The 21,802-nt window shown below is 30.3% G+C and carries 15 protein-coding genes and 2 tRNA genes; 9 read left to right on the top strand and 8 right to left on the bottom strand.

The window, feature by feature from the left end:
- The first annotated feature begins 2 nt into the window (after positions 1-2).
- The 5 genes from ACKTTQ_RS05575 (at position 3) to ACKTTQ_RS05555 (ending at position 5,498) form a co-directional block, all read left to right on the top strand.
- Positions 3-1,361: an MFS transporter gene (locus ACKTTQ_RS05575; protein ID WP_408048623.1), complete on the top strand. Its 1,359-nt coding sequence runs from the start codon at positions 3-5 to the stop codon at positions 1,359-1,361.
- 30 nt (positions 1,362-1,391) lie between these two features.
- Positions 1,392-2,306, top strand: coding sequence for a cupin-like domain-containing protein (locus ACKTTQ_RS05570; protein ID WP_408048622.1), 915 nt, complete (start codon positions 1,392-1,394; stop codon positions 2,304-2,306).
- Positions 2,307-2,363: 57 nt separating this feature from the next.
- Positions 2,364-3,290 (top strand): cupin-like domain-containing protein, encoded by a 927-nt coding sequence (locus ACKTTQ_RS05565; protein ID WP_408048621.1) that lies wholly within the window; start codon positions 2,364-2,366, stop codon positions 3,288-3,290.
- Between the two features lie 20 nt (positions 3,291-3,310).
- Positions 3,311-4,069, top strand: coding sequence for a thioesterase II family protein (locus tag ACKTTQ_RS05560; RefSeq protein WP_408048620.1), 759 nt, complete (start codon positions 3,311-3,313; stop codon positions 4,067-4,069).
- Between the two features lie 97 nt (positions 4,070-4,166).
- On the top strand, positions 4,167-5,498 hold the full coding sequence (locus ACKTTQ_RS05555) for an aspartate kinase (RefSeq protein WP_408048619.1): 1,332 nt from the start codon (positions 4,167-4,169) through the stop codon (positions 5,496-5,498).
- A gap of 67 nt (positions 5,499-5,565) precedes the next feature.
- Here ACKTTQ_RS05555 and ACKTTQ_RS05550 read toward each other — a convergent pair.
- Positions 5,566-5,639, bottom strand: a tRNA-Asn gene (locus tag ACKTTQ_RS05550).
- A gap of 61 nt (positions 5,640-5,700) precedes the next feature.
- Positions 5,701-5,774, bottom strand: a tRNA-Asn gene (locus tag ACKTTQ_RS05545).
- Positions 5,775-6,032: 258 nt separating this feature from the next.
- Here ACKTTQ_RS05545 and ACKTTQ_RS05540 point away from each other — a divergent pair.
- The 3 genes from ACKTTQ_RS05540 (at position 6,033) to ACKTTQ_RS05530 (ending at position 12,639) form a co-directional block, all read left to right on the top strand.
- Positions 6,033-8,771, top strand: a complete 2,739-nt coding sequence (locus tag ACKTTQ_RS05540) for a 2-oxoglutarate dehydrogenase E1 component (RefSeq protein WP_255405274.1) — start codon at positions 6,033-6,035, stop codon at positions 8,769-8,771.
- 38 nt (positions 8,772-8,809) lie between these two features.
- Entirely contained in the window at positions 8,810-10,021 is a 1,212-nt protein-coding gene (gene odhB, locus ACKTTQ_RS05535; protein WP_093869992.1) for a 2-oxoglutarate dehydrogenase complex dihydrolipoyllysine-residue succinyltransferase, read from the top strand.
- A 212-nt stretch (positions 10,022-10,233) separates the two neighbouring features.
- Positions 10,234-12,639 (top strand): helix-turn-helix domain-containing protein, encoded by a 2,406-nt coding sequence (locus ACKTTQ_RS05530; protein ID WP_408048618.1) that lies wholly within the window; start codon positions 10,234-10,236, stop codon positions 12,637-12,639.
- 148 nt (positions 12,640-12,787) lie between these two features.
- On the opposite strand, the gene ACKTTQ_RS05525 is transcribed toward ACKTTQ_RS05530, so the two are convergent.
- Complete coding sequence (locus ACKTTQ_RS05525; protein ID WP_408048617.1) at positions 12,788-13,498, bottom strand: DUF547 domain-containing protein; 711 nt, start codon at positions 13,496-13,498, stop codon at positions 12,788-12,790.
- Between the two features lie 698 nt (positions 13,499-14,196).
- On the opposite strand from ACKTTQ_RS05525, the gene ACKTTQ_RS05520 reads away from it, so the two are divergent.
- The gene (locus ACKTTQ_RS05520; protein ID WP_408048616.1) at positions 14,197-16,527 is read left to right on the top strand and encodes a trypsin-like peptidase domain-containing protein; all 2,331 of its coding nucleotides are present in this window, start codon (positions 14,197-14,199) and stop codon (positions 16,525-16,527) included.
- An 81-nt stretch (positions 16,528-16,608) separates the two neighbouring features.
- Here ACKTTQ_RS05520 and sufD read toward each other — a convergent pair whose 3' ends face one another.
- From sufD to ACKTTQ_RS05495, 5 genes are all read right to left on the bottom strand, one after another.
- Positions 16,609-17,922 carry a Fe-S cluster assembly protein SufD gene (sufD, locus tag ACKTTQ_RS05515; protein WP_093869996.1) on the bottom strand — a complete coding sequence of 438 codons (1,314 nt, stop codon included), beginning with the start codon at positions 17,920-17,922 and terminating at the stop codon, positions 16,609-16,611.
- Positions 17,923-17,973: 51 nt separating this feature from the next.
- The gene (gene sufC / locus ACKTTQ_RS05510; RefSeq protein ID WP_093869997.1) at positions 17,974-18,726 is read right to left on the bottom strand and encodes a Fe-S cluster assembly ATPase SufC; all 753 of its coding nucleotides are present in this window, start codon (positions 18,724-18,726) and stop codon (positions 17,974-17,976) included.
- Positions 18,727-18,818: 92 nt separating this feature from the next.
- Entirely contained in the window at positions 18,819-20,267 is a 1,449-nt protein-coding gene (gene sufB, locus ACKTTQ_RS05505) for a Fe-S cluster assembly protein SufB (RefSeq protein ID WP_093869998.1), read from the bottom strand.
- Between the two features lie 27 nt (positions 20,268-20,294).
- Positions 20,295-20,624: a HesB/IscA family protein gene (locus tag ACKTTQ_RS05500; protein ID WP_093869999.1), complete on the bottom strand. Its 330-nt coding sequence runs from the start codon at positions 20,622-20,624 to the stop codon at positions 20,295-20,297.
- Positions 20,625-20,742: 118 nt separating this feature from the next.
- Positions 20,743-21,798 (bottom strand): cytochrome-c peroxidase, encoded by a 1,056-nt coding sequence (locus ACKTTQ_RS05495; protein WP_299135868.1) that lies wholly within the window; start codon positions 21,796-21,798, stop codon positions 20,743-20,745.
- Positions 21,799-21,802 lie beyond the last annotated feature (4 nt).

Raw genomic sequence — 21,802 nt, 5'->3', positions numbered from 1 at the left:
TAATGAAAAAATATTTCTTGTATTTAGGCCTAATAATGTTTTCATTATTAGGTACTGAATTAACTGATTTTTGTTTAGGTGTTTGGGTGCTTAAACAACCAAACCCGTCAATTACATCCTATTCATTTATTTGGTTTTTTGAAGAAGCTCCAGCAGTTTTGTTAGCTCCATTTATAGGTAGTTTAGTTGATAGGTGGAGTAAAAAGAAAATGATTATTTATGGGCAGGTAGTAGCTGGTATTGGTACTCTTATATTGATGTTATTATATAACAGTGGAGAGCTGAAACCTTGGCATATTATGATAGTTTCTGGTATAGGCTCTATTGCAAGTATGTTTGTTTTTACTGCTTTCTATGTTGCTACTACAGCTTTAGTACCTAAAAGTAAATTAGTAAATGCTCAAGGAATATCACTAGGTTTATTTGGTTTAATAAATGTTGGGGTTCCTATGGCTGCTCCTGCATTGTATAGGCTAATGGGAATGGATAAAGTTTTTTTGATAGATATCGTTACTTTTTCTGTAGCTATACTTGTTTTTTTTATGATACAGTTTGTGGTTGTTGAAAAAACAGAAGAAAAATTTAATATGAAAAACGACTGGAAGCTAGTGAAAGGTTTCTTGGTTGAGCGACAAGGACTTATTAAGTTACTAGCGTTCTTTTTTATTATTCATTTTTTAATTGGTTTAGTACAAGTATTGTTCACTCCTTTAATATTAGATTTTGCCGATGAATATGCTGTTTCAACGATAATGACAATAGTAAGTTTAGGTATGATTGTAGGTGCCTTAATAATGGGAGGAGTAAAGAAATTTAAAAAGCCTATTCAAAAAATTATGTTCGCCAATATTTTTGCTGGAATTCTTATAGCTTGTTTATGGACAAGCGTGAATACATATGGTTTAGCAATATTAGGAATGTCAATAATTATACTATTTACAATTTCAGATGTTATAAATGAAGCATTTTATTTAGCAATTGCCCCTGTAAAATTAATTGGAAGATTAGGAGGTTTTGAAGAGTTATTAGTTGGTGCAGCTGGTCCATTAGCTTTTTTATTATCTGGAGTATTAGTAGATACTTTAAAAAATATGGTTACAGCTTTTCCAAAAACAGTAGTTAATTATTTTCCAGGAACCAGTGTTACACTAGCTATTATAATTGTTTTTACTGTCTCTGGAGTTTTGCTCTTTTTGATTTCACTATGGTTTAGTAGAACAAAGTCAATAAAAAATCTAGATCTAATGTATGATATAGAGATGGATAAGAGTAGTCAAAAGAACAATGAAGACAAAATAAAAAAAGAGAACCAAAATATAGATAAAGAAAAAGAAGTAGCATTCGCTAACACTTTAGATTAAAAAGACAAATAACTAAATAATTAAATAATAATGGATAAGATAGAAGAATTAAAAAAACTAAAGTCTTTTCAACACATTCCTATTGAAAAAAGTATGAATAGAAGTATTTTTTATAAGGAATATGTAAATAAAAATAAGCCTGTAGTAATAAGAGGAATGACAAATAAATGGAAAGCTCTGAATTGGGATTCCGAATACTTTAAATCAAAAGGAAAAGAGCAAGAAGTAGCTATAAAAGTAGGAGATATAAGTGAAGGTAAAAAAGAAAAAATGCAGCTTAGTTCTTATGTGGAGCAGCTAGAGGAGTATGAGCAAAACCTTAAAATGGGGTTGAAGGCAACAAAGCCAGGGTATTTACATGACCTTCCTTTTTTTTACATGTTTCCAGAGTATTTATCTGATATAAATCCTTTTCCTAAAGAACTATTACCTAAATGGTACTGGTCTAAATGGCAAAACTATATTCAATTTTTTATGGGGTCAACAGGTAGTTTAACTCCATTGCATTTTGATACGCTATTGACAAATAATTTATTCTTCCAGGTTGCAGGTAGAAAGAAATTTATATTGATAGAAGCAAACCAAAAAAAGGATTGCTATATGGAAGGATGGAGATGGGCAAAATTTGATCCTCAAAATCCAGATTATGAAAAGTTCCCTCAGGCAAAAGGGGTTAAGATAATGGAGGCAATATTAGAGCCTGGAGATATTCTTTTTATGCCTTCAGGAATGCTTCATCAGGTACATGGATTAAGTCAATCGGTATCATTTAATATTGATTGGCATACTTCAAAAAGTGCAAGAAAAGGAGTGGCTACTTTATGGAAAGGAGCGCCTCTTAAAAATGTGTATTACAATGCATTAACATATGCAGGTCTTGGACTTAAAGTTCCAGAGAAAATTATTTTTCCACTTTATAAATCATATTTAAATTATGTTAGTTAATCTAATACTTCTTATAATCAGTTGTTTAATAAATTATATCTAATCAAAAAAGAAAAAATGAAAGTACCTAGAGTAAAAAGTATATCAGAAGAAAGTTTTATTGAAAACTATATCGTAGAAAATACACCAGTTATTGTGACTGATGGTATGGAAAACTGGGATATGGAAAAATTTACACCAGAATATCTTATAAAGGAATTTGGTGATGAGAAAGTTCAGGTATATAATGACTTATTTGATTTACAAACTGTACAGTCATTAGAAAAGTATATCAATACTAACTTTTTTAGAAGTGAAGCTGATGGGCCGGCAAAGCAGTACATGAGATGGTATACAAAACTAAAAGAAGTTGAGTTTTATTGGTCAGATAGTGTTTTTGATAGATTAAAAAATGCATGGAGTCAACCTTATTTTATACCAGATACATCATTGGTGATTCCAAGTAATAAAAATGCTGAAAAAAGAACTATTAATGAGTATGGATACCCATATAAAGGATTGTTTATCTCAGGAAAAGGCTCTAGAACAAGATTGCATAAGGATCCATTTGTGAGTAATGCTGTTTTGTGTCAATTTCACGGGCAAAAAGAAATATTTTTATACAGTCCTAAAAAGGAACAGGATGTGATGAGTAAAGGAGCATTTGTTGATGTTAAAAATCCAGATCATATAAAGTTTCCAAATTTTTCTAATATAACACCTGATTATGAAGATGTATTATCACCAGGGGAGATTATACTTTTTCCTTCAGGTTGGTTTCATGATGTAACTAGTGTATCTGATAGTATTTCAATTACATGGAACTTTTTGCATGCTACACAAATAGATAAACTTTGTAAGCATATTAAAAATAATCCAGAAGATGATCAATTAGAGATAGCTCGTTTTTTTCTTAAAGACGAAATCTCAAAAGAAATGAAAGCTGAGGAGTTGATAATGTTCTTTAAAAATAAGTTTGAAGCTCAAAATGTAGTACTAGGCTAAGGATAAGTAATTATTTAAAAATGGAACAAGCTTTAACAACAACTAAAACTAAAATAATAGCCTTGCCATATGCAGGGGGGAATAAATATTGTTACAGAGCAATTCAAGAATATGTACCAAAAGATATTGAATGGGTAACATTAGAGTTACCCGGAAGAGGTGAGCGATTTACTGAGGAATTCATTGAAACAATAAATGAAATGGCTGAGGATCTTTTTGTTCAATTAATATCAGTTGTAGGCGGGAGTGAATATATTATTTACGGACATAGTATGGGAACATTATTAGGATATGAATTGCTTAAAAAAGCAAGAGAGGAAAAATTTAAATTACCTAATAGTTTGTTTTTTACGGGAAGAGGAGCTCCAGAATACGACAAAATTGTAAATAAAAAATCTCAACTCTCTGAAAAAATATTTTGGAAAGAAGTAAATGAAATGGGTGGTTTGCCAAAAGAAATTTTAGCAAACGAAAGCTTATTAAATTTGTATTACCCAATCTTAAAATCTGATTTTAAATCAATAGAAAATTATAAATATAAAACGGGGAGCTTACCATTTATGATACCTATTCAAGTATGTTTAGGTACAGAAGAAATAGGAGAGGGAAAGAATAAAACAACGATTACAGAAATGAAAGCATGGGGAAAAGTAACTTCTGGTCCATGTAGTTTTGAAGTATTACACGGTGATCATTTTTTTATTTTCAAACACCCTAAAGCTATTGTTCAAAAATTATGTTATGCTGTTGAAAAAAGTAAGCAGCTGTCTGTGATTTAATTACAAATAAATTTATTTAAAATAACGTATTGAACCTTTTGAATTACTCATAAATTTAAAAGTGTTCAGTAAATAGTAATGCTATAAACTTAACCAAATGAAAGTATTAAAATTCGGAGGAACTTCACTAGGATCAATTGAAAGTTTGTCTCAAGTAAAAGACATCCTTGAAAAAAAGAATGAAGAAATAATTGTTGTTTGTTCTGCAATGTCTGGAGTTACAAACCAATTAGTTTCTATTGTAGAGGATGTTAAAAATAACAATACAATACGTATAAAGGAATATTTATATAATTTAGAAGGAAAACATATTGATGTTATACATTCTTTAATTGTTGATAATGAAGTAAAGGAAAAGCTAAAAAAAGAAATTTCTAATATGATTAAAGAAATTTCAGAATTGACTAAGCAGCAATATTCAGAATCTTTAAAATCTAAAATAATAACTTATGGGGAAGCGCTTTTAACTCAAATATTTTCTGAGTACTTAAATGTTTCAGGAGTACCAAATACATTATTAAAAGCAAAGGATTTTATGCTGGTTGATTCTATAGATAAACCTAATATAGAAAAGGTTTCAGACACATTAAAATCAGTATTAGAGCATTTACCTAAATCTGAAGTATATATCACACAAGGTTTTATTTGTAGAGATGAAAATGGAATTATAACAGATCTTAAGAGAGGAGGGAGTGATTATTCGGCAACAATTATAGGCGCAGCAATAGATGCAGAAGAAATAGAAATTTGGACAGATATAGATGGGCTTCATAATAATGATCCTAGATATGTTAATAATACAGAGTCAGTGCCTTATTTGTCATATGCAGAAGCATCTAAATTGGCACATTTTGGTGCAAAAATATTACACCCAAAAACTGTTTTACCTTTGGCAGGAAAAGATATTCCAGTAATATTAAAGAATACATTTATGCCTAGTAAAACTGGAACAGTTATATCTAGTGATGCTTATACAAAAGGTGTAAAGGCTATTTCTGGAAAAGATAAAATAACCATAGTTAAAATTGAACCTAAAGTTGCTTTAGGTGGACATGGTTTTTTAAAAGAGATATTTGAGATTTTTGATAAACATAAAACTTCTATAGGAGTTGTAATTACTTCAGAAGAGTCAATATCATTAACTATTGATGATACAAGTAATCTTGTAGAAATTGTTAACGAAATTGAGGTTCATGCTGAGGTTAATATTGATTCATTAAATACTATTATTTGTATTGTCGGGAATTCTATAATTGATGATGAAAAAACACATAAAATATTTGATATACTAAAACATATACCTGTTAAAATGATATCTCTTGGTAAAAATGATAATAATGTTTCCGTAGTTATTGATACAGAATCTAAAGTTGAAGCATTAAAGTATTTACAAGAAAAACTTTTTTTACAAGAAAAAGCATTCGCATAATTATTGCGATATAGATAGATTAGATAGAAACAAAAAAGACTTTACAATTTGTAAAGTCTTTTTTTTGCTCCTCCTCTTGGACTCGAACCAAGGGCCCTCTGATTAACAGTCAGATGCTCTAACCAACTGAGCTAAGGAGGAATGTTCATATAGAACAATCTATGTAAAATTTGGAAATTATCGGCTTCCAAGTTGCCTTCTGCTCCTCCTCTTGGACTCGAACCAAGGGCCCTCTGATTAACAGTCAGATGCTCTAACCAACTGAGCTAAGGAGGAATTTAAGATGATATAAATCTTAAAATGCGAGTGCAAATTTAAGTGTTTTTTTAATATCTGCAAATAAAAAGTGATAAAAAAATAAATAAGAATGAATACTATTTGAAAATCAAATCGTTATTAAACGTTTTTTTGAATAAAATTCTTTCAAAATATATTAGCTTGTGCAAAAAAGTATCAGAAATTAAGAATAAAAAAAAACCTTGTTTTTCTTAAAAGTTGTATTTTTGTGGTCATTATTCTTATATAAAGAAAAGTATAACAAAAAATATGGACAAGTTTTCGTTCTTAAACGCAGTACATACAGGTTTTATAGGTGATTTGTACGAACAATATCAAAAAAACCCTGATGCGGTAGAACCAAGTTGGAGAAGTTTTTTTCAAGGATATGATTTGGCAAATGAAGATTATTCGTTAACAGACGAAGAAAATTCAATTGAAATTCCTGAAGAAGTACGTAAAGAATTTTTGGTAATTGATTTAATAAATGGATACCGTACTCGCGGGCATTTGTTTACTAAAACAAATCCAGTTAGAGAAAGAAGAAAGTATGAACCTAGCCTAGACTTAGAGAATTTTGGTTTAAATAAATCAGACTTATCAACAGTGTTTAATGCTGGAGATATTTTAGGTATGGGGCCAAGTCCTTTATCACAAATAATCTCTCACCTTAAAGCAATTTATTGTGATAGTATTGGGGTAGAGTATATGTATTTAAGAAACCCTGAAGAATTAAAATGGTGGCAAAGTCGTTTAAATAAAAACGATAATCACCCTATGTATGATTTAGAAGGGAAAAAATATATTCTTACTAAACTAAATCAAGCTTCTACATTTGAAAGTTTTTTACAAACAAAATATGTTGGGCAAAAACGTTTTTCTGTTGAAGGAGGTGAAACATTAATTCCAGGTATAAGTGTAGCACTTCGTGATGCTGCTGAAAAATATGGAGTAGAAGAGTGTGTTTTAGGTATGGCACACCGTGGTCGTTTAAATACATTGGTTAATATATTTAAGAAACCTGTTCGTGATTTATTTAGCGAATTTGAAGGTAAAGATTTTGAAGACCAAGATATTGATGGAGATGTTAAGTATCATTTAGGATTAACATTAAGTAAAGAATATAAAGGCGGACAAAAAATGAAGATGAATTTGGTTCCAAATCCATCACATTTAGAAACCGTAGATGCGGTTGCTGAAGGAATTGTTCGTGCAAAAGTTGATTTAGATTATAAAGGAGATAATGGTAAAATTTTACCAATATTAGTTCATGGTGATGCCGCAATTGCAGGTCAAGGTATAGTGTATGAAGTTGGTCAAATGATGAATTTGAACGGTTATAAAACAGGGGGAACAATTCATGTTGTAGTAAATAACCAGGTTGGATTTACAACCAATTACTTAGACGCTCGTTCAAGTACTTATTGTACAGATGTTGCTAAAGTAACGTTGTCTCCAGTATTACATGTAAATGCTGATGATGCAGAAGCTGTTTGTCATGCTATGGAAATGGCTGTTGAGTACAGAACTAAATTTAAAAAAGATATTTATATTGATTTATTAGGATATCGTAAATATGGTCATAACGAAGGAGATGAACCACGTTTTACTCAACCTAAATTATATAAAGCAATTTCAAAGCATAAAAATGCAAAAGAAATTTATGCTGCAAAATTAATTGAAGAAGGTAGTATTTCTTCTGACTACGTAAAACAGATAACTGATGAATTTAAATCTCATTTAGAAGCTGAATTTACTGAGTCTAAAAAGAAAACTACTTCTAAGATTCAAGAATTCATGCCTGAAGTATGGGATGGTTTTGTTCGTAAGCAATTACAAGATATGCTTCAACCTGTAGATACTTCGTATTCTGTAGAGGCTTTAAAAGGAATTGCAAAAGTAATTTCGACTACACCAACTGGACATAAGTTTGTGCGTAAAGCTGAACGTATTTTAAAAGGACGTGAAAAAATGGTCTTTGAAGATAATTCATTAGACTGGGGAACTGCAGAAAACCTAGCTTACGGAACTTTATTAGAAGAAGGGTATAATATTAGAATTTCAGGAGAAGATGTAGAAAGAGGAACATTCTCTCATCGTCACGCTATTATGCGAGATGAAGAAACTTTAGAACGTGTTAATTTATTAAACACAAATCCTAATAATAAAGGTGAGATGACTATTTTTAACTCTCACTTATCTGAATATGGAGTTTTAGGTTTTGACTATGGATATGCAATGGCAGCTCCAAATACGTTAACTATCTGGGAAGCTCAATTTGGTGATTTTGCTAACGGTGCACAAATAGTGTTTGATCAATATATATCTTCTGCTGAAGATAAATGGAAATTGCAAAACGGATTGGTAATGTTATTACCTCATGGCTATGAAGGTCAAGGACCTGAGCATTCTTCTGCAAGAATTGAACGTTTCTTACAGTCGTCAGCAATAGATAACTGGACTGTAGCAAATTGTTCTACACCTGCTAATATTTATCATATTTTACGTCGTCAGATGAAACGTGATTTTAGAAAACCTTTGGTTGTTTTCACACCAAAAAGTTTATTGCGTTTACCTAAAGCTGTAAATACAATTGAAGAATTAGCAAATGGAACTTTTCAAGAAGTAATAGATGATACTGTTGATACTTCTAAAGTGAGAAAAATGGTGTTTTGTTCAGGGAAATTCTATTATGATTTATTAGCTGAACGTGAAGAACTAAATAGAGAAGATGTTGCTTTAGTTAGAATAGAGCAACTATTCCCATTACATAATGATCAGATTAAAAAAGTGATGGATAGATATCCAAATGTTGAGCGTTATGTTTGGGCACAAGAAGAACCAAAAAATATGGGTTCTTGGGGGTATATGTTAGAGCGTTTTGAATTAGCAAAATTAGAGTGTGCGTCTAGAGACTATCATTCTGCACCTGCTGCAGGTTCAAGTGCACGTTACAAACGTCGTCACCAAAGAGTTTTAGATAAGGTTTTCGATTAAATTAAGAAAGAAAGTATTTCAGAATAAAAATAAAAAACATGAGTGTTTTAGAAATGAAAGTTCCTTCTCCGGGGGAATCAATTACAGAAGTAGAAATAGCAACTTGGTTAGTTGAAGATGGTGATTATGTTGAAAAAGATCAACCAATTGCCGAAGTTGATTCTGATAAAGCAACATTAGAGTTACCTGCGGAAGAAAGTGGAATTATTACTTTAAAAGCTGAAGAAGGTGATGCTGTTGAGGTTGGGGCTGTAGTATGTCTTATTGATATGAGCGCAGCTAAACCAGAAGGAGGGTCTTCTACTGAAGCTAAAAAAGAGGAGGCACCAAAGGCTGAAGCTCCTAAGGTTGAAGTTAAAAAAGAAACCTATGCAACAGGTACTGCTTCTCCAGCTGCTAAAAAAGTATTAGCAGAAAAAGGAATTAGCGCTTCTAGTGTGAAAGGAACAGGAAAAGATGGGCGTGTAACTAAAGAAGATGCTGTAAAAGCTGTACCTTCAATGGGAACCCAACCAGCAAACGGTTCAAGAGGTACTGAACGTAAAAAAATGTCTATGTTGCGTAGAAAAGTTGCGCAACGTTTAGTAGCTGTAAAAAGTGAAACAGCGATGTTAACTACGTTCAACGAAATTAACATGCAGCCAATTTTTGATTTACGTAAGCAGTATAAAGAAGATTTTAAAGCAAAGCATGGAGTTGGGTTAGGGTTTATGTCTTTCTTTACTTTAGCAGTTGTTAGAGCTTTAGAATTATATCCTGATGTAAATTCAATGATTGATGGTGATTTCCAAATTAAACACGATTTTCAAGATATATCTATTGCAGTTTCTGGTCCTAAAGGATTAATGGTTCCTGTAATAAGAAATGCAGAAAATTTATCTTTTAGAGGTGTTGAAAGTGAAGTAAAACGTTTAGCATTACGTGCTCGTGACGGTCAAATTACGGTTGATGAGATGACTGGTGGAACATTTACTATTACTAATGGAGGTGTTTTCGGATCTATGTTATCTACACCAATTATTAATCCTCCTCAAAGTGGAATTTTAGGAATGCATAATATTGTAAACCGCCCAATGGCTGTTAACGGTGAGGTTGTAATTCAACCAATTATGTATGTAGCATTATCTTATGACCATAGAATTATTGACGGACGTGAGTCTGTTGGTTTCTTAGTAGCTGTTAAAGAAGCTTTAGAAAATCCAGTAGAGTTGTTAATGGATAATAATCCTACAAAAGCATTAGAAATGTAAGCCGATTTTAGGTTTCATAAATATAAAAAATCCTACACAGTTTGTGTAGGATTTTTTATTTCATGAAATTTTGCTACATTGGATATTATTACTAAAAAATCATGATTTTATAACAAATAACTTAAGCTTAAAAAGTTTTAATTTGAAAGTATTTGATTGTAGAGTATTAAGAAAATAAATTGAAAAATACTAAAGTAGAATAAACCTATAGAATGATTGAAAATAAAGAGCTAGAGCTTGCTTTACAGTTTATAGAGAAAACAGACAGGAATCTTTTTATTACAGGAAAAGCTGGTACAGGAAAAACTACTTTTTTGCATAAAATTAAAAGTGAATCCTTAAAAAGAATGGTTATTGTTGCTCCGACTGGTGTTGCAGCAATCAATGCAAAAGGAGTTACTATTCATTCTTTTTTCCAAATGCCATTTGGTCCTATTTTACCAAATCAAATAACAAATACTTCCAATCAACAACGTAAATTTTCGAAAACTAAAATTGATATTATAAAATCGTTAGATTTAGTTGTTATTGATGAAATTAGTATGGTTAGAGCTGATTTATTAGATGGAATAGACCAAGTAATGCGTCGATATAAGAATAGAAATAAAGTGTTTGGTGGTGCTCAGGTTTTAATGATTGGAGATTTACAACAGTTGGCCCCGGTAGTAAAACCAAATGAATGGAGTTTGCTTCAGCAGTATTATAAAACTGTTTATTTTTTTAGTAGTAAAGCATATCAAGAAGCAAATGTAGTTTCTATTGAGTTAAAATATATTTACCGTCAAAAAAATGAGAAATTCATTAAAATTTTAAATGAGATTAGAAATGATTCTTTGTCAAAAGAATCTGCTAGTATTTTAAATGAACATTATAATCCTACCTTTTCTCCAAGTAAAGAAGATGGATATATAACCTTAACAACACATAATAAAAGAGCGAACTCAATTAATGATTCAGAATTAAAGGAATTAAAAACAAGAAGTAGTTATTTTGAAGCTGAAGTTTCTGGAAAGTTTAATGAGAATTCGTATCCTAATAGTGAAAAGTTAGAGTTAAAAGTTGGAGCTCAAGTAATGTTTATAAAAAACGACTCTTCACCTGAAAAAAGATATTTTAATGGGAAAATAGGAATTGTTACTGATATTTCTAGTGAAACAGTTACAGTACAGTGTAGGAATGAGATAGATGAAATTATTACCGAAAAAGAAACTTGGGAAAATATTAATTATTCAATTAATGAAGATACTAAAGAAATTAAAGAAGATATAGCGGGATCTTTTTCTCAAATTCCACTTCGACTAGCTTGGGCAATAACTATTCATAAAAGTCAAGGTTTAACGTTTGAAAAAGCTGTTATAGACGCAGAAGCTTCTTTTGCTCATGGACAAACTTATGTGGCTTTGAGTAGATGTACTTCTTTAGAAGGATTGGTATTAAAAACACAAATTTCTAGTAATGCAATAATTAATGATAAAACGGTAAGTTCATTCAATGAAAGTATTGAAGAGAATCATCCGAATGAACAAGTTTTAAATGAATCTGAAAAACAGTTTCAATTAAACTTAATTTCTGAATTGTTCGATTATCAGTATTTATTGTATCCAGTTACTCGTTTAATTGATATTTTTTATAAGAATAAAACAAGTATAAAAGGTGAGGTGATTGATTATTTGCAAGTTATAAAAGATGAAGGGGTAGTTACTTTAATGAAGGTTTCCAATGGGTTTAAAAATCAATTAAGTCAAATGTCTAATGATGAGGTTTTACCAGAACATAGCACAGTTATTCAGGAACGATTTATAAAAGCTGTAGATTATTTTTTAACGCAAACAAATAATAAAATACAAACACCATTAGATGCTATTTCTTTTTCATCTGATAATAAAGCAGTAAAAAAAGATTTTTCTAAACAGTTTGATGCCTTACAGGAAAAACTTGAAGAAAAGTTATTTGCGTTAAAAAAAATGACAAAGGGTTTTAAAGTACAAGAGTATTTACAAGTAAGGGCGAATGCTGTATTGCAAAAAACAGCACCTACTAAAAAGAAAAAACTTTCTTCAAAAAGAGACCCGATTTTGGCTTTAAAATTACGTGAATTAAGAGATAATATTTCTAAATCTTTAAGTATTCCACATTTTCAAGTATTTACGCAAGAAACATTATATGCAATTTGCGATGCATTACCAAGAACTAAAAAAGAATTGTTAAAGGTAAATGGAATGGGGAAAATTCGTGTTAATAAACACGGGGAAGAAATTTTAGAGGTTGTAGAAGAATACTGTAAAGAGAATGGTATAAATAAGTTAAATGAACAAAAAAAGGAAGATAAAAAGTCAACTAAACAAATTAGTTTTGAGTTGTTTAAATCTGGAATGTCCTTAAAAGAGATAGCAAATGAAAGATCTTTAACAGTGGGTACCATAGAAAGTCATTTGGTTAGTTTTATACCTTCTGGAGAGGTTGATGTTTTAGAGTTAATTTCCTTAGAAAAGTATAAAAAAATAATTAAAGATATTGAAAATACTGAATTTGAAAGCTTGTCTGATCTTAAAGATAAACTAGATAAAAGTTATTCTTATATGGAACTTCGTATGATTTTACTGTCTATAGAAAAATAAATAACTTTATTGAAGTTGTTAGTTATTTATAGAAGAAAGTGTTGAAGTTAATTGAAGTATTTAAAAAATAAACGAAGCATAAAATATTATTTTATGCTTCGCTTTTTTTTAAGGGGAAAAATTAAAAGGGGAGTTGTCTATTGTTTCATTATTTTTCGTTTAAATCCCAGTTGTAGTTTAAATAAACAACTTCGGCATTGTCATTAGCTTTTATTTTAGAGTATTTATTGATATAATCTACTAAGCTATTTTTTGAAGTAAAATCTTCTTGATACCATTCAAAAACTTTGGAAACTTCTACTTTATTTAATGAGATTTTATTTTTGGTTGAATCGTTAATGAATTTTTTCATTAATGCTTCTAATTTAGCATTAATGTTTTTTTCAGTAAAAGCATAAGGAGGGAAACATGGTCCAGATTTTGAAGCTGCATTTAATCCAACATGTACTCTTGCATCATCATGCCATCTACGTAAAATCTTATGTTCAATATAATCTAAAGTGTATTCTTTTTTACCAACTTTAGCAATAGGTAGCTTCCATGCATTTTTACCTTGTCTTTTAATTGCTGTTATTTTTTTAAGAGGGTAACTATCTAAAACTAATTTAATAGTGTACGCATTGTAAGCATTCATCCAAAAAGCTTTAGCTTTATTTGAAGACCATCTCTTGCCTGGTATTGTGTTATCTAAGTGTTTAAGGTATATATCTAAAAGAGCACGATTTTTACGTAGTCCTTTGTAATCAACATTACCCTTGTTGTCAACATATGTTTTTAAAAGTGCATTAAAAACATCAGTTTGAGCTTGTGTTTGTATATTTATAAAAAGTAAGCAGATTATAATAATAGTTTTTCGCATAATTTTTTGATTATTGATAAATTGTATAGTTCCTTGGACGAATAAGAATTTAATTCATTACATGATGGTTCTTAAAATATTGAATTTTAACGTTCCTTTAGGAGCGGTATTATCTTTTAATAATACAGGAAGGTCTATTTAAAGTACTGTATAATAATTTTATGTATATCGTTGTTAATGAGGTTTATATTGTTTTTTTTTGTGACGAATTATTGTTTTGATAATTAATACTTTATCATCTAAGTTTAGAATACTTAAGGGGAGGAGTTAATGTTTTTTGAAGTATTACTTTATTTAAATTAATCTAATAATAATCTTTTTCAAATTTAAATAAAAGCCATTTTTTGAGTAAGTAGTAAAATCGATTTTACGATTTTTTATATTGATAACTTTATTCGATTAATTAAAGGAAATAATTAAAATAATTACACGAAAAAAAGTGAAATTTAATATTATTAATGACTTTTTCACTACATAATAATGCTGATGCTAAAAGAAAATTTTTGAAATATTTAATGAAGTGAGAATGAGTTGCAATTGGGTAAATACTGGTGGTTCATGGAAAATAATTGGTTTGTGATTAATCAATAAGAACTTTTTTTTAAGAATAATATTGTAAAAAATTAACGTTTTTTTGTTAAAAACTTTAATAATCAGTAATTTAGTCGTGATTAATTAACTAAATAAACCCTTCAAAAATGAAAAATTACTTTTTAAAAGTAGTCATTTTGACTGCTGTGCTTTTATGTACAAAAAATTTAAATGCCCAGAAGGTATTTAAAATAGGTGATGAGTTCGATTCTGATATTAAAGTCACCAAAAGTTATCAAAAATTTAAAAGAACTGCATCAAAAATTAATGAAAAAGAATTAGTTTACAAAAAAGAATTCTTTTCAGAAAATTCTTCTTACATCAAAATTTATTTTAAAAATTTCGATTTAGCTCCTGGAGATTATGTAAAAATCACAGGTAGTAAAAGTAAAGAGTCTATTATTTATGGTGGACAAGGTAAAATTGTAGATAATAATATGACTATGATTAGTGATTTTTGGTCAAAAGTATTGTTTGATGAGAAAGTAGAAGTTAAGTTGTATTCTTCAGGAAAGGCAAGTAAGCATAATGGATTTGAAATTAGTAAAGTAGCTTATGGTTATAGTGAAGAAAGAATAATGAAAAAATTGGCTAATCAAAGAAGATCTATCTGTTCTAATGACGATAAAGAACGCATTTCTTGTTATCAAGGTACTGAAATGTATGAGAAGGCAAAAGCTGTATGTAGGTTATTAATTGGTGGTAGTTCTTTATGTACTGGATGGTTATTAGGTAATGAAGGTCATTTAATGACTAACAATCACTGTATAGGATCTGCTTCTGATGCTCAAAACACAGATTTTATGTTCAATTATCAATATGATGGATGTTCAGGTTCTACAAATGCACAGTCTAATGTAGTGGCATCTTCAGCTACATTTGTAAAAACAAATTCATCACTTGATTATACATTAGTTAAGTTACCTGTTAATCCTACAAATACTTATGGTTTTTTAAGCTTAAGTTCTGCTGTTACTTCAAAAGGAGATAGAATATATATCCCTCAACACCCAGGAGGAAGAAGAAAAGAGATTTCTGTTAAGTCTGATAGAGATGCTACTCCTGATGGTTTTTCTAGAGTGTTTGAAAGTTCTTCTGGATCTGGTCAACAAGTAAGATATTATGCAGATACAGAAGGAGGAAGTTCTGGATCTCCAGTTTTAGATTATAATTCTAATTTAGTGATAGCAATTCATAACACTGGTGGTTGTCCTAATGGATCTTATGGAAGGTCAGATAATTTAATTAGTTCAATTGGTTCTGATATGCCAGCTAAAGGAGTTGATAATAATGGTGGTGGAGGAAATCCACCAGGTGGTAGTTGTAGTAATACAGTATCTTCATTTCCTTACAATCAAAGTTTTGAAAACACTATAGGGAACTGGAAGCAAAGTACATCTGACGATTTTAATTGGGCTACTAGATCTGGATCAACACCTTCAAGCAACACAGGACCAACTTCAGCCAATGCAGGGAGTTATTATTTATATATGGAATCTTCCTCTCCAAATTATTCAAACAAGTCAGCAATAATAACTTCTCCTTGTTTTGATTTAAAACAAGCTAGTAATGCTTCTTTATCATTTAAATATCATATGTATGGTACTTCAGCTATGGGTAACTTAAAGGTAGAAGTAAGTATTGATAAAGGTGTAAATTGGACAAGTGTTTGGCAAAAATCAGGAAATCAAGGAAATTCATGGCAAACAGCAAGTGTTAATTTAGATAGTTATGTAGGTAAAGATGTTCAAGTAAGATTTAATGGTGTAACAGGAACAACTTGGCAAGGTGATATGGCTATCGATCAGTTATCTGTTTCAACAGGAAGTACTGGAGGTGGAAACTCTACTGTAAGTTTAGAGATAACTTTTGATAATTATTCTTCTGAAACAAGCTGGGAAATAACTAATAGTTCTAATACTGTTGTTGCTTCTGGTAATAATTATAACAGTCAAGCAAGTGGTTCGAAAATTACTGTAAATAAAACTTTACCTAATGGATGTTATAGTTTAATATTTAAAGATTCTTATGGAGACGGTATATGTTGTAGTTATGGAAATGGATCTTATAAACTAACTAATAGTTCTGGAACTGTTTTAGCATCAGGAGGTCAGTTTACAAGTACAGATACTAAAGCTTTCTGTATTGGAACAAATGCTGTAGAAAATGCGGTAGAAGTTTTTACACCTACTTCAGTTGTTATAGATGACTTAATGGTGTACCCTAATCCTTCTAACAGCGTATTGAATATAATTATACCAGAAAGAAAATTAAACGGTTCTTATCGAATAGTTAACTTAACTGGGGCAGTTATTAAAAAAGGATCATTGTCTAAATCTATATCTGTAGAGGAAATAAAAGCAGGATTTTATGTGTTAGAGGTAGAAAGTACTAAGCATTCTTATTCTAAGAGTTTTATAAAAACTAATAAAAATTAGTGAATTAAATAAATCAGTCTAACAAAAAAAAGAGCTCAGAAATATTTCTGAGCTCTTTTTATTATAATAGTAAAGAATTGATTATAAATCGAATCCTATGTTAACTCCTAGTTTGTTGGCAATAAGCTTGTTAATTCTCTTTTTAACTTCTGGTATTTTTACGCTTTCTAAAACAGTGTTGGCAAAAGCATACATTAATAAAGCTTGGGCTTCTTTTTTAGGAATCCCTCTTTGCTGCATGTAAAATAATGCTTGGTCATCAAGTTGACCTATAGTACATCCATGAGAACACTTTACATCATCAGCAAATATTTCTAATTGAGGTTTTGCATTAATGGTAGCTTTATCACTTATAAGTACATTGTTGTTTTGTTGATAAGCATTCGTTTTTTGAGCTTCCTTCTCTACTACAACTTTTCCATTAAAAACTCCAGTTGAGCGCTCTCCAAAGATACCTTTGTAATCTTGATGACTTTCACAGTTAGGTTCTATATGATGAACTAATGTATGATGGTCAACATGTTGTTTTCCTTCTATAATTGTAATTCCTTTTAATATAGAATCTATTCGCTCTCCCTTTTGGTAAAAATTAAGATTATTTCTTGTGATATTACCTCCAAATGAAAATGTGTGAACAGAACAAACGCTTTCTTTTTGTTGCTCAATATAAGTATTGTCAACTAAAGAAGCATTAATGTTGTCGTTTTGTATTTTGTAGTAATCTACAGTAGCATGAACATCTGTGTAGATTTCAGTAACAGAATTTGTTAAAACTGCATTGTCTGTTAAACTTTGATGGCGTTCAATTATTTGAACATGCGCATTATTTTCTACAACAACTAAGTTACGAGGCTGTAACATAGTTGCATTTTCTTTACCAGTGGTAAAGTTAATAATTTGAATAGGTTTTTCAACTTCAACACCTCTTGGTATGTGTATAAAAGCTCCTTCGTTAGCAAAAGCAGTATTTAAAGATGTTAAATTATCTTGCTTAGCTATTTTATTGAAATAATTTTCAATTATAGGTTTGTATTTACTTTTTGTAAAGGCAGCAGATAATAAACAAATATCCATTCCATCATGAGTTGTGTTTGATAAAAATGAACTGTATTTACCATCTATAAAAACAACAGCATAGCTATCAATTTCATGTATGAAATACTTCTTTACATCAGCTAATTCAATTGCTATGTCATTATCTGGGAAAAGACTATAGTCTTCTTTTAAAACTGAATTTAAAGATGTGTATTTCCAAGCTTCTAATTTTTTAGAAGGGAAGCCTAAGTCTTCAAAGTTTTGTAAAGCTTTTGTGCGAATATCATGAATATCAGAATTGATATTGATTCCGTTTTCAAAAGCTACATATGATGATATTAATTTTTCTTTCAACTCCATTGTTGTTAGTTTAAAAGTGTATAAGTTTAAAAAGTTATTCTTTTAAACTTCTTAACTATTTACCTCTTCCTTAATCCAATCATAACCTTTAGCTTCTAATTCTAAAGCTAAAGAAGCATCACCAGATTTAACAATTTTCCCATTGTGTAAAACGTGTACAAAATCTGGTACGATATAATCTAATAAACGTTGGTAGTGCGTAATTACAATTACAGCATTGTCTTTAGATTTTAATTTATTTACACCATTTGCTACAATACGTAAAGCATCAATATCTAAACCAGAATCAGTTTCATCTAAAATAGCTAGTTTAGGCTCTAACATAGCCATTTGAAATATTTCATTACGCTTCTTTTCTCCTCCAGAAAAACCTTCGTTTAAAGAGCGCGATAAAAATTTACGGTCTATTTCTAATAATTCAGATTTTTCACGAATCATTTTAAGCATATCTTTAGCAGGCATTTCTTCTAAGCCTTTTGCTTTACGAGATTCGTTTATAGCTGTTTTAATAAAATTAGTTACGGTAACACCAGGTATTTCTACTGGATATTGAAAAGATAAAAACACACCGTTATGAGCTCTTTCTTCTGGAGCTAGTTCGCTAATGTCTTCACCATTTAATTCAATAGTTCCGTTAGTAACGTCATATTCTTCTTTACCTGCAACAATGTTTGCAAAAGTACTTTTACCAGCACCATTTGGCCCCATTATAGCATGAACTTCACCAGCTTTTATTTCTAAATTTAGCCCTTTTAAAATAGCTTTATCCTCTATCTGTGCGTGTAAATTTTCTATTTTTAACATCTTAATATTTATGCTGTTTGCTTTTGGTTTTTAAACCACAAGCGTGTGATTTTTACAATTAATATATTATGTGGAATTAATTTTATTGGAATTTATCCAACACTTCCTTCTAGTGAAATCTCTAATAATTTTTGAGCTTCAACAGCAAATTCCATAGGAAGTTTGTTTAAAACTTCTTTACTAAATCCATTAACAATTAAAGCGATTGCCTTTTCAGTGTCAATACCTCTTTGGTTACAATAAAACAATTGATCTTCTCCAATTTTACTTGTAGTAGCTTCATGTTCTATTTGAGCTGATTTGTTTTTTACTTCAATGTAAGGGAATGTATGTGCACCACATTCATTACCCATTAATAAAGAATCACATTGAGAGAAATTACGTGCGTTTTCAGCTCTAGAATTTATTTGAACTAAACCTCTATAGCTATTCTGAGATTTTCCTGCAGAAATACCTTTAGATATAATTGTAGATTTAGTGTTTTTTCCTAAATGAATCATCTTAGTACCAGTATCGGCTTGTTGATGATTGTTAGTTACTGCAATTGAATAAAACTCTCCTACTGAGTTGTTTCCTTTAAGAATACAACTAGGGTATTTCCATGTTACAGCAGAACCTGTTTCTACCTGAGTCCAAGAAATTTTTGCATTTGTTTCACACAAACCTCTTTTGGTAACAAAATTGTAAACTCCTCCTTTTCCTTCTGCATTACCAGGATACCAGTTTTGAACTGTAGAATATTTTATTTCGGCATCATCCATTGAAATTAATTCAACAACGGCTGCATGCAATTGGTTTTCATCTCTACTTGGAGCGGTACATCCTTCTAGGTAAGAAACATAACTTCCTTTGTCAGCAACAACTAAAGTTCTTTCGAATTGACCAGTACCTCCTTCATTAATTCTGAAATAGGTAGATAACTCCATTGGACAACGTACCCCTTTTGGAATGTAACAAAAAGAGCCATCAGAGAAAACAGCTGAATTTAAAGCTGCATAGAAATTATCTGTAGTTGGTACTACTGTTCCTAAATATTTTTTAACTAATTCAGGATGTTCTTGAATAGCTTCAGATATAGGCATGAAAATAATACCTTTTTCAGCTAAAGTTTCTTTGAAGGTAGTTGCAACAGATACAGAATCCATTACTATGTCAACAGCAACATTTGCTAACTTCTTTTGTTCATCAATAGAAATTCCTAAACGTTTAAAGGTGTCAAGTAATTCTGGATCAACCTCATCTAAACTATTTAATTTTGGTTTTTCTTTTGGTGCTGAATAATATGCTATTTCTTGGAAGTTTGGTTTTTCATAATGAACATTTGCCCATTCTGGTTCTTCCATTTGTTTCCAAACTCTAAAGGCTTCTAAACGCCATTCAGTCATCCATTCTGGTTCGTTTTTCTTTTTAGAAATTGCACGAACCACTTCTTCATTTAACCCTTTTGCAAAGGTTTCACTTTCTATATCTGTATAAAAACCATATTCATATTCTTTGGTTTTTAATTCTTCTCGTAAATCGTCTTCAGTGTATTTACTCATCAGTTCTAAGTTCTGTTTTCAATAAGTTTATAAAGAGAAACTTTCTCCACACCCACAAGTTCTATTGGCATTAGGATTGTTAAAAACAAAACCTTTACCATTTAAACCCCCTGAGTATTCTAAAGTTGTTCCAACTAAGTATAAAAAGCTTTTTTTATCAACAATAATTTTTACATTATTATCTTCAAAAACTTTATCGTCTTCTTGTTCTTTTTTGTCAAAAGTTAAATCGTATGATAAGCCTGAGCATCCTCCACTTTTTACGCCAACCCTAACAAAATCGCTAGTAGCGTCAAAGCCATCATCAGTCATTAGTTGAACAACTTTCTTTTTTGCTGTGTCTGAAACTTTTATCATAATTTAAAGTAGATTAAATCTAAATGAACTGCAAAGATAATCACAAAATATGATTTTTATCATTTTTTGAAACTAATATCATTTATAAGACTATAAAATTTGTTGATACTTTAAATAGTTATTCTTGAAATTTGGTGTTATTTATGAAGTCATAATCTGATAAGGATAATAAAAAAGCTTTTAAATCTGCTTTGTCTTTTTCAGTTAATTGAACGCCTCCTTTATCTACTTTTTTCATTAGAGGGTCAATTGTTGGCGATGATTTTAAGCCTTCTGAGTAATGATTAATAACTTCTTCTAAAGTAGAAAACCTTCCATCATGCATGTATGGAGCAGTAAAAGCTAAATTTCTTAGTGAAGGAGTTTTAAATTTACCATTATCGTTAGAGTCTCCAGTGACTTTACCGAAACCTAAATCTGCAAAAACATTATCAAGGCCATTGTTATGAAATTTATTATCTGTCCAAAGTGGATTGTTATTACTTCCATGGCAGTGAAAACAATCTCCTTTATTTTCATCCATAAAAACATTGAATCCATTTAATTCTTCTGGAGTTAGTTGTGCTTTACCAAGTAGATGTTTATCGAACTTTGAGTTCGCAGAGATTAATGTTCTTTCAAATTGAGCAATTGCTTTAGTTACGAGTGTAGAATCAATTTTTGAAGTTCCAAATGCTTGTTTAAATAATATAGGATATTCAGGATGTTTTTGTAGTTTTTTTTCAACATCAGCCCAAATACTATGCATTTCTATGGGGTTTCTAACAGGTTCAAAGGCTTGTCTTTCTAAACTAAGCTCTTTTCCATCCCAAGTAAAACGATCATCAAAATTCCACGCTAAATTAAATAAAGGCATAGAATTTCTCTTGCCGAATACTCCATCTACCCCATCACTAAATCGAGTTTCATCACTAAATGCTTTTTGAGGATTATGACAACTGGCACAAGATTGTGTGTTGTTTTTAGATAAAAGTTTATCGAAAAATAATTTTTTACCTAAAGCAATTCCTTCCTCAGTTAAAGGGTTTGTTGAAGGAATTACTGGAGCGATTAGTTTTTGTTTAAGTATTTCTGGTATTTCTAATTCTGTAAGTTTAGGAATATATTCTTCTTCTTCATTTTTTGAAGAACAACTTATAAAAATTATAAAAAGAAATATACTTAGCTTCTTCATTTGA

Origin of the sequence: Tenacibaculum halocynthiae, assembly GCF_964512825.1 — a bacterium.
In the GTDB taxonomy this organism is placed as follows: Bacteria; Bacteroidota; Bacteroidia; order Flavobacteriales; family Flavobacteriaceae; genus Polaribacter; species Polaribacter halocynthiae.
This window is presented reverse-complemented; position numbering and strand designations above follow the sequence as displayed.

Coding starts and splice junctions, on each gene's coding strand:
- ACKTTQ_RS05555 (WP_408048619.1), top strand. CDS start 4,167: ATGAAAGTATTAAAATTCGGAGGAACTTCACTAGGATCAATTGAAAGT.
- ACKTTQ_RS05520 (WP_408048616.1), top strand. CDS start 14,197: ATGAAAAATTACTTTTTAAAAGTAGTCATTTTGACTGCTGTGCTTTTA.
- ACKTTQ_RS05560 (WP_408048620.1), top strand. CDS start 3,311: ATGGAACAAGCTTTAACAACAACTAAAACTAAAATAATAGCCTTGCCA.
- ACKTTQ_RS05495 (WP_299135868.1), bottom strand. CDS start 21,798: ATGAAGAAGCTAAGTATATTTCTTTTTATAATTTTTATAAGTTGTTCT.
- ACKTTQ_RS05565 (WP_408048621.1), top strand. CDS start 2,364: ATGAAAGTACCTAGAGTAAAAAGTATATCAGAAGAAAGTTTTATTGAA.
- odhB (WP_093869992.1), top strand. CDS start 8,810: ATGAGTGTTTTAGAAATGAAAGTTCCTTCTCCGGGGGAATCAATTACA.
- ACKTTQ_RS05570 (WP_408048622.1), top strand. CDS start 1,392: ATGGATAAGATAGAAGAATTAAAAAAACTAAAGTCTTTTCAACACATT.
- sufD (WP_093869996.1), bottom strand. CDS start 17,922: ATGGAGTTGAAAGAAAAATTAATATCATCATATGTAGCTTTTGAAAAC.
- sufB (WP_093869998.1), bottom strand. CDS start 20,267: ATGAGTAAATACACTGAAGACGATTTACGAGAAGAATTAAAAACCAAA.
- ACKTTQ_RS05530 (WP_408048618.1), top strand. CDS start 10,234: ATGATTGAAAATAAAGAGCTAGAGCTTGCTTTACAGTTTATAGAGAAA.
- sufC (WP_093869997.1), bottom strand. CDS start 18,726: ATGTTAAAAATAGAAAATTTACACGCACAGATAGAGGATAAAGCTATT.
- ACKTTQ_RS05525 (WP_408048617.1), bottom strand. CDS start 13,498: ATGCGAAAAACTATTATTATAATCTGCTTACTTTTTATAAATATACAA.
- ACKTTQ_RS05500 (WP_093869999.1), bottom strand. CDS start 20,624: ATGATAAAAGTTTCAGACACAGCAAAAAAGAAAGTTGTTCAACTAATG.
- ACKTTQ_RS05575 (WP_408048623.1), top strand. CDS start 3: ATGAAAAAATATTTCTTGTATTTAGGCCTAATAATGTTTTCATTATTA.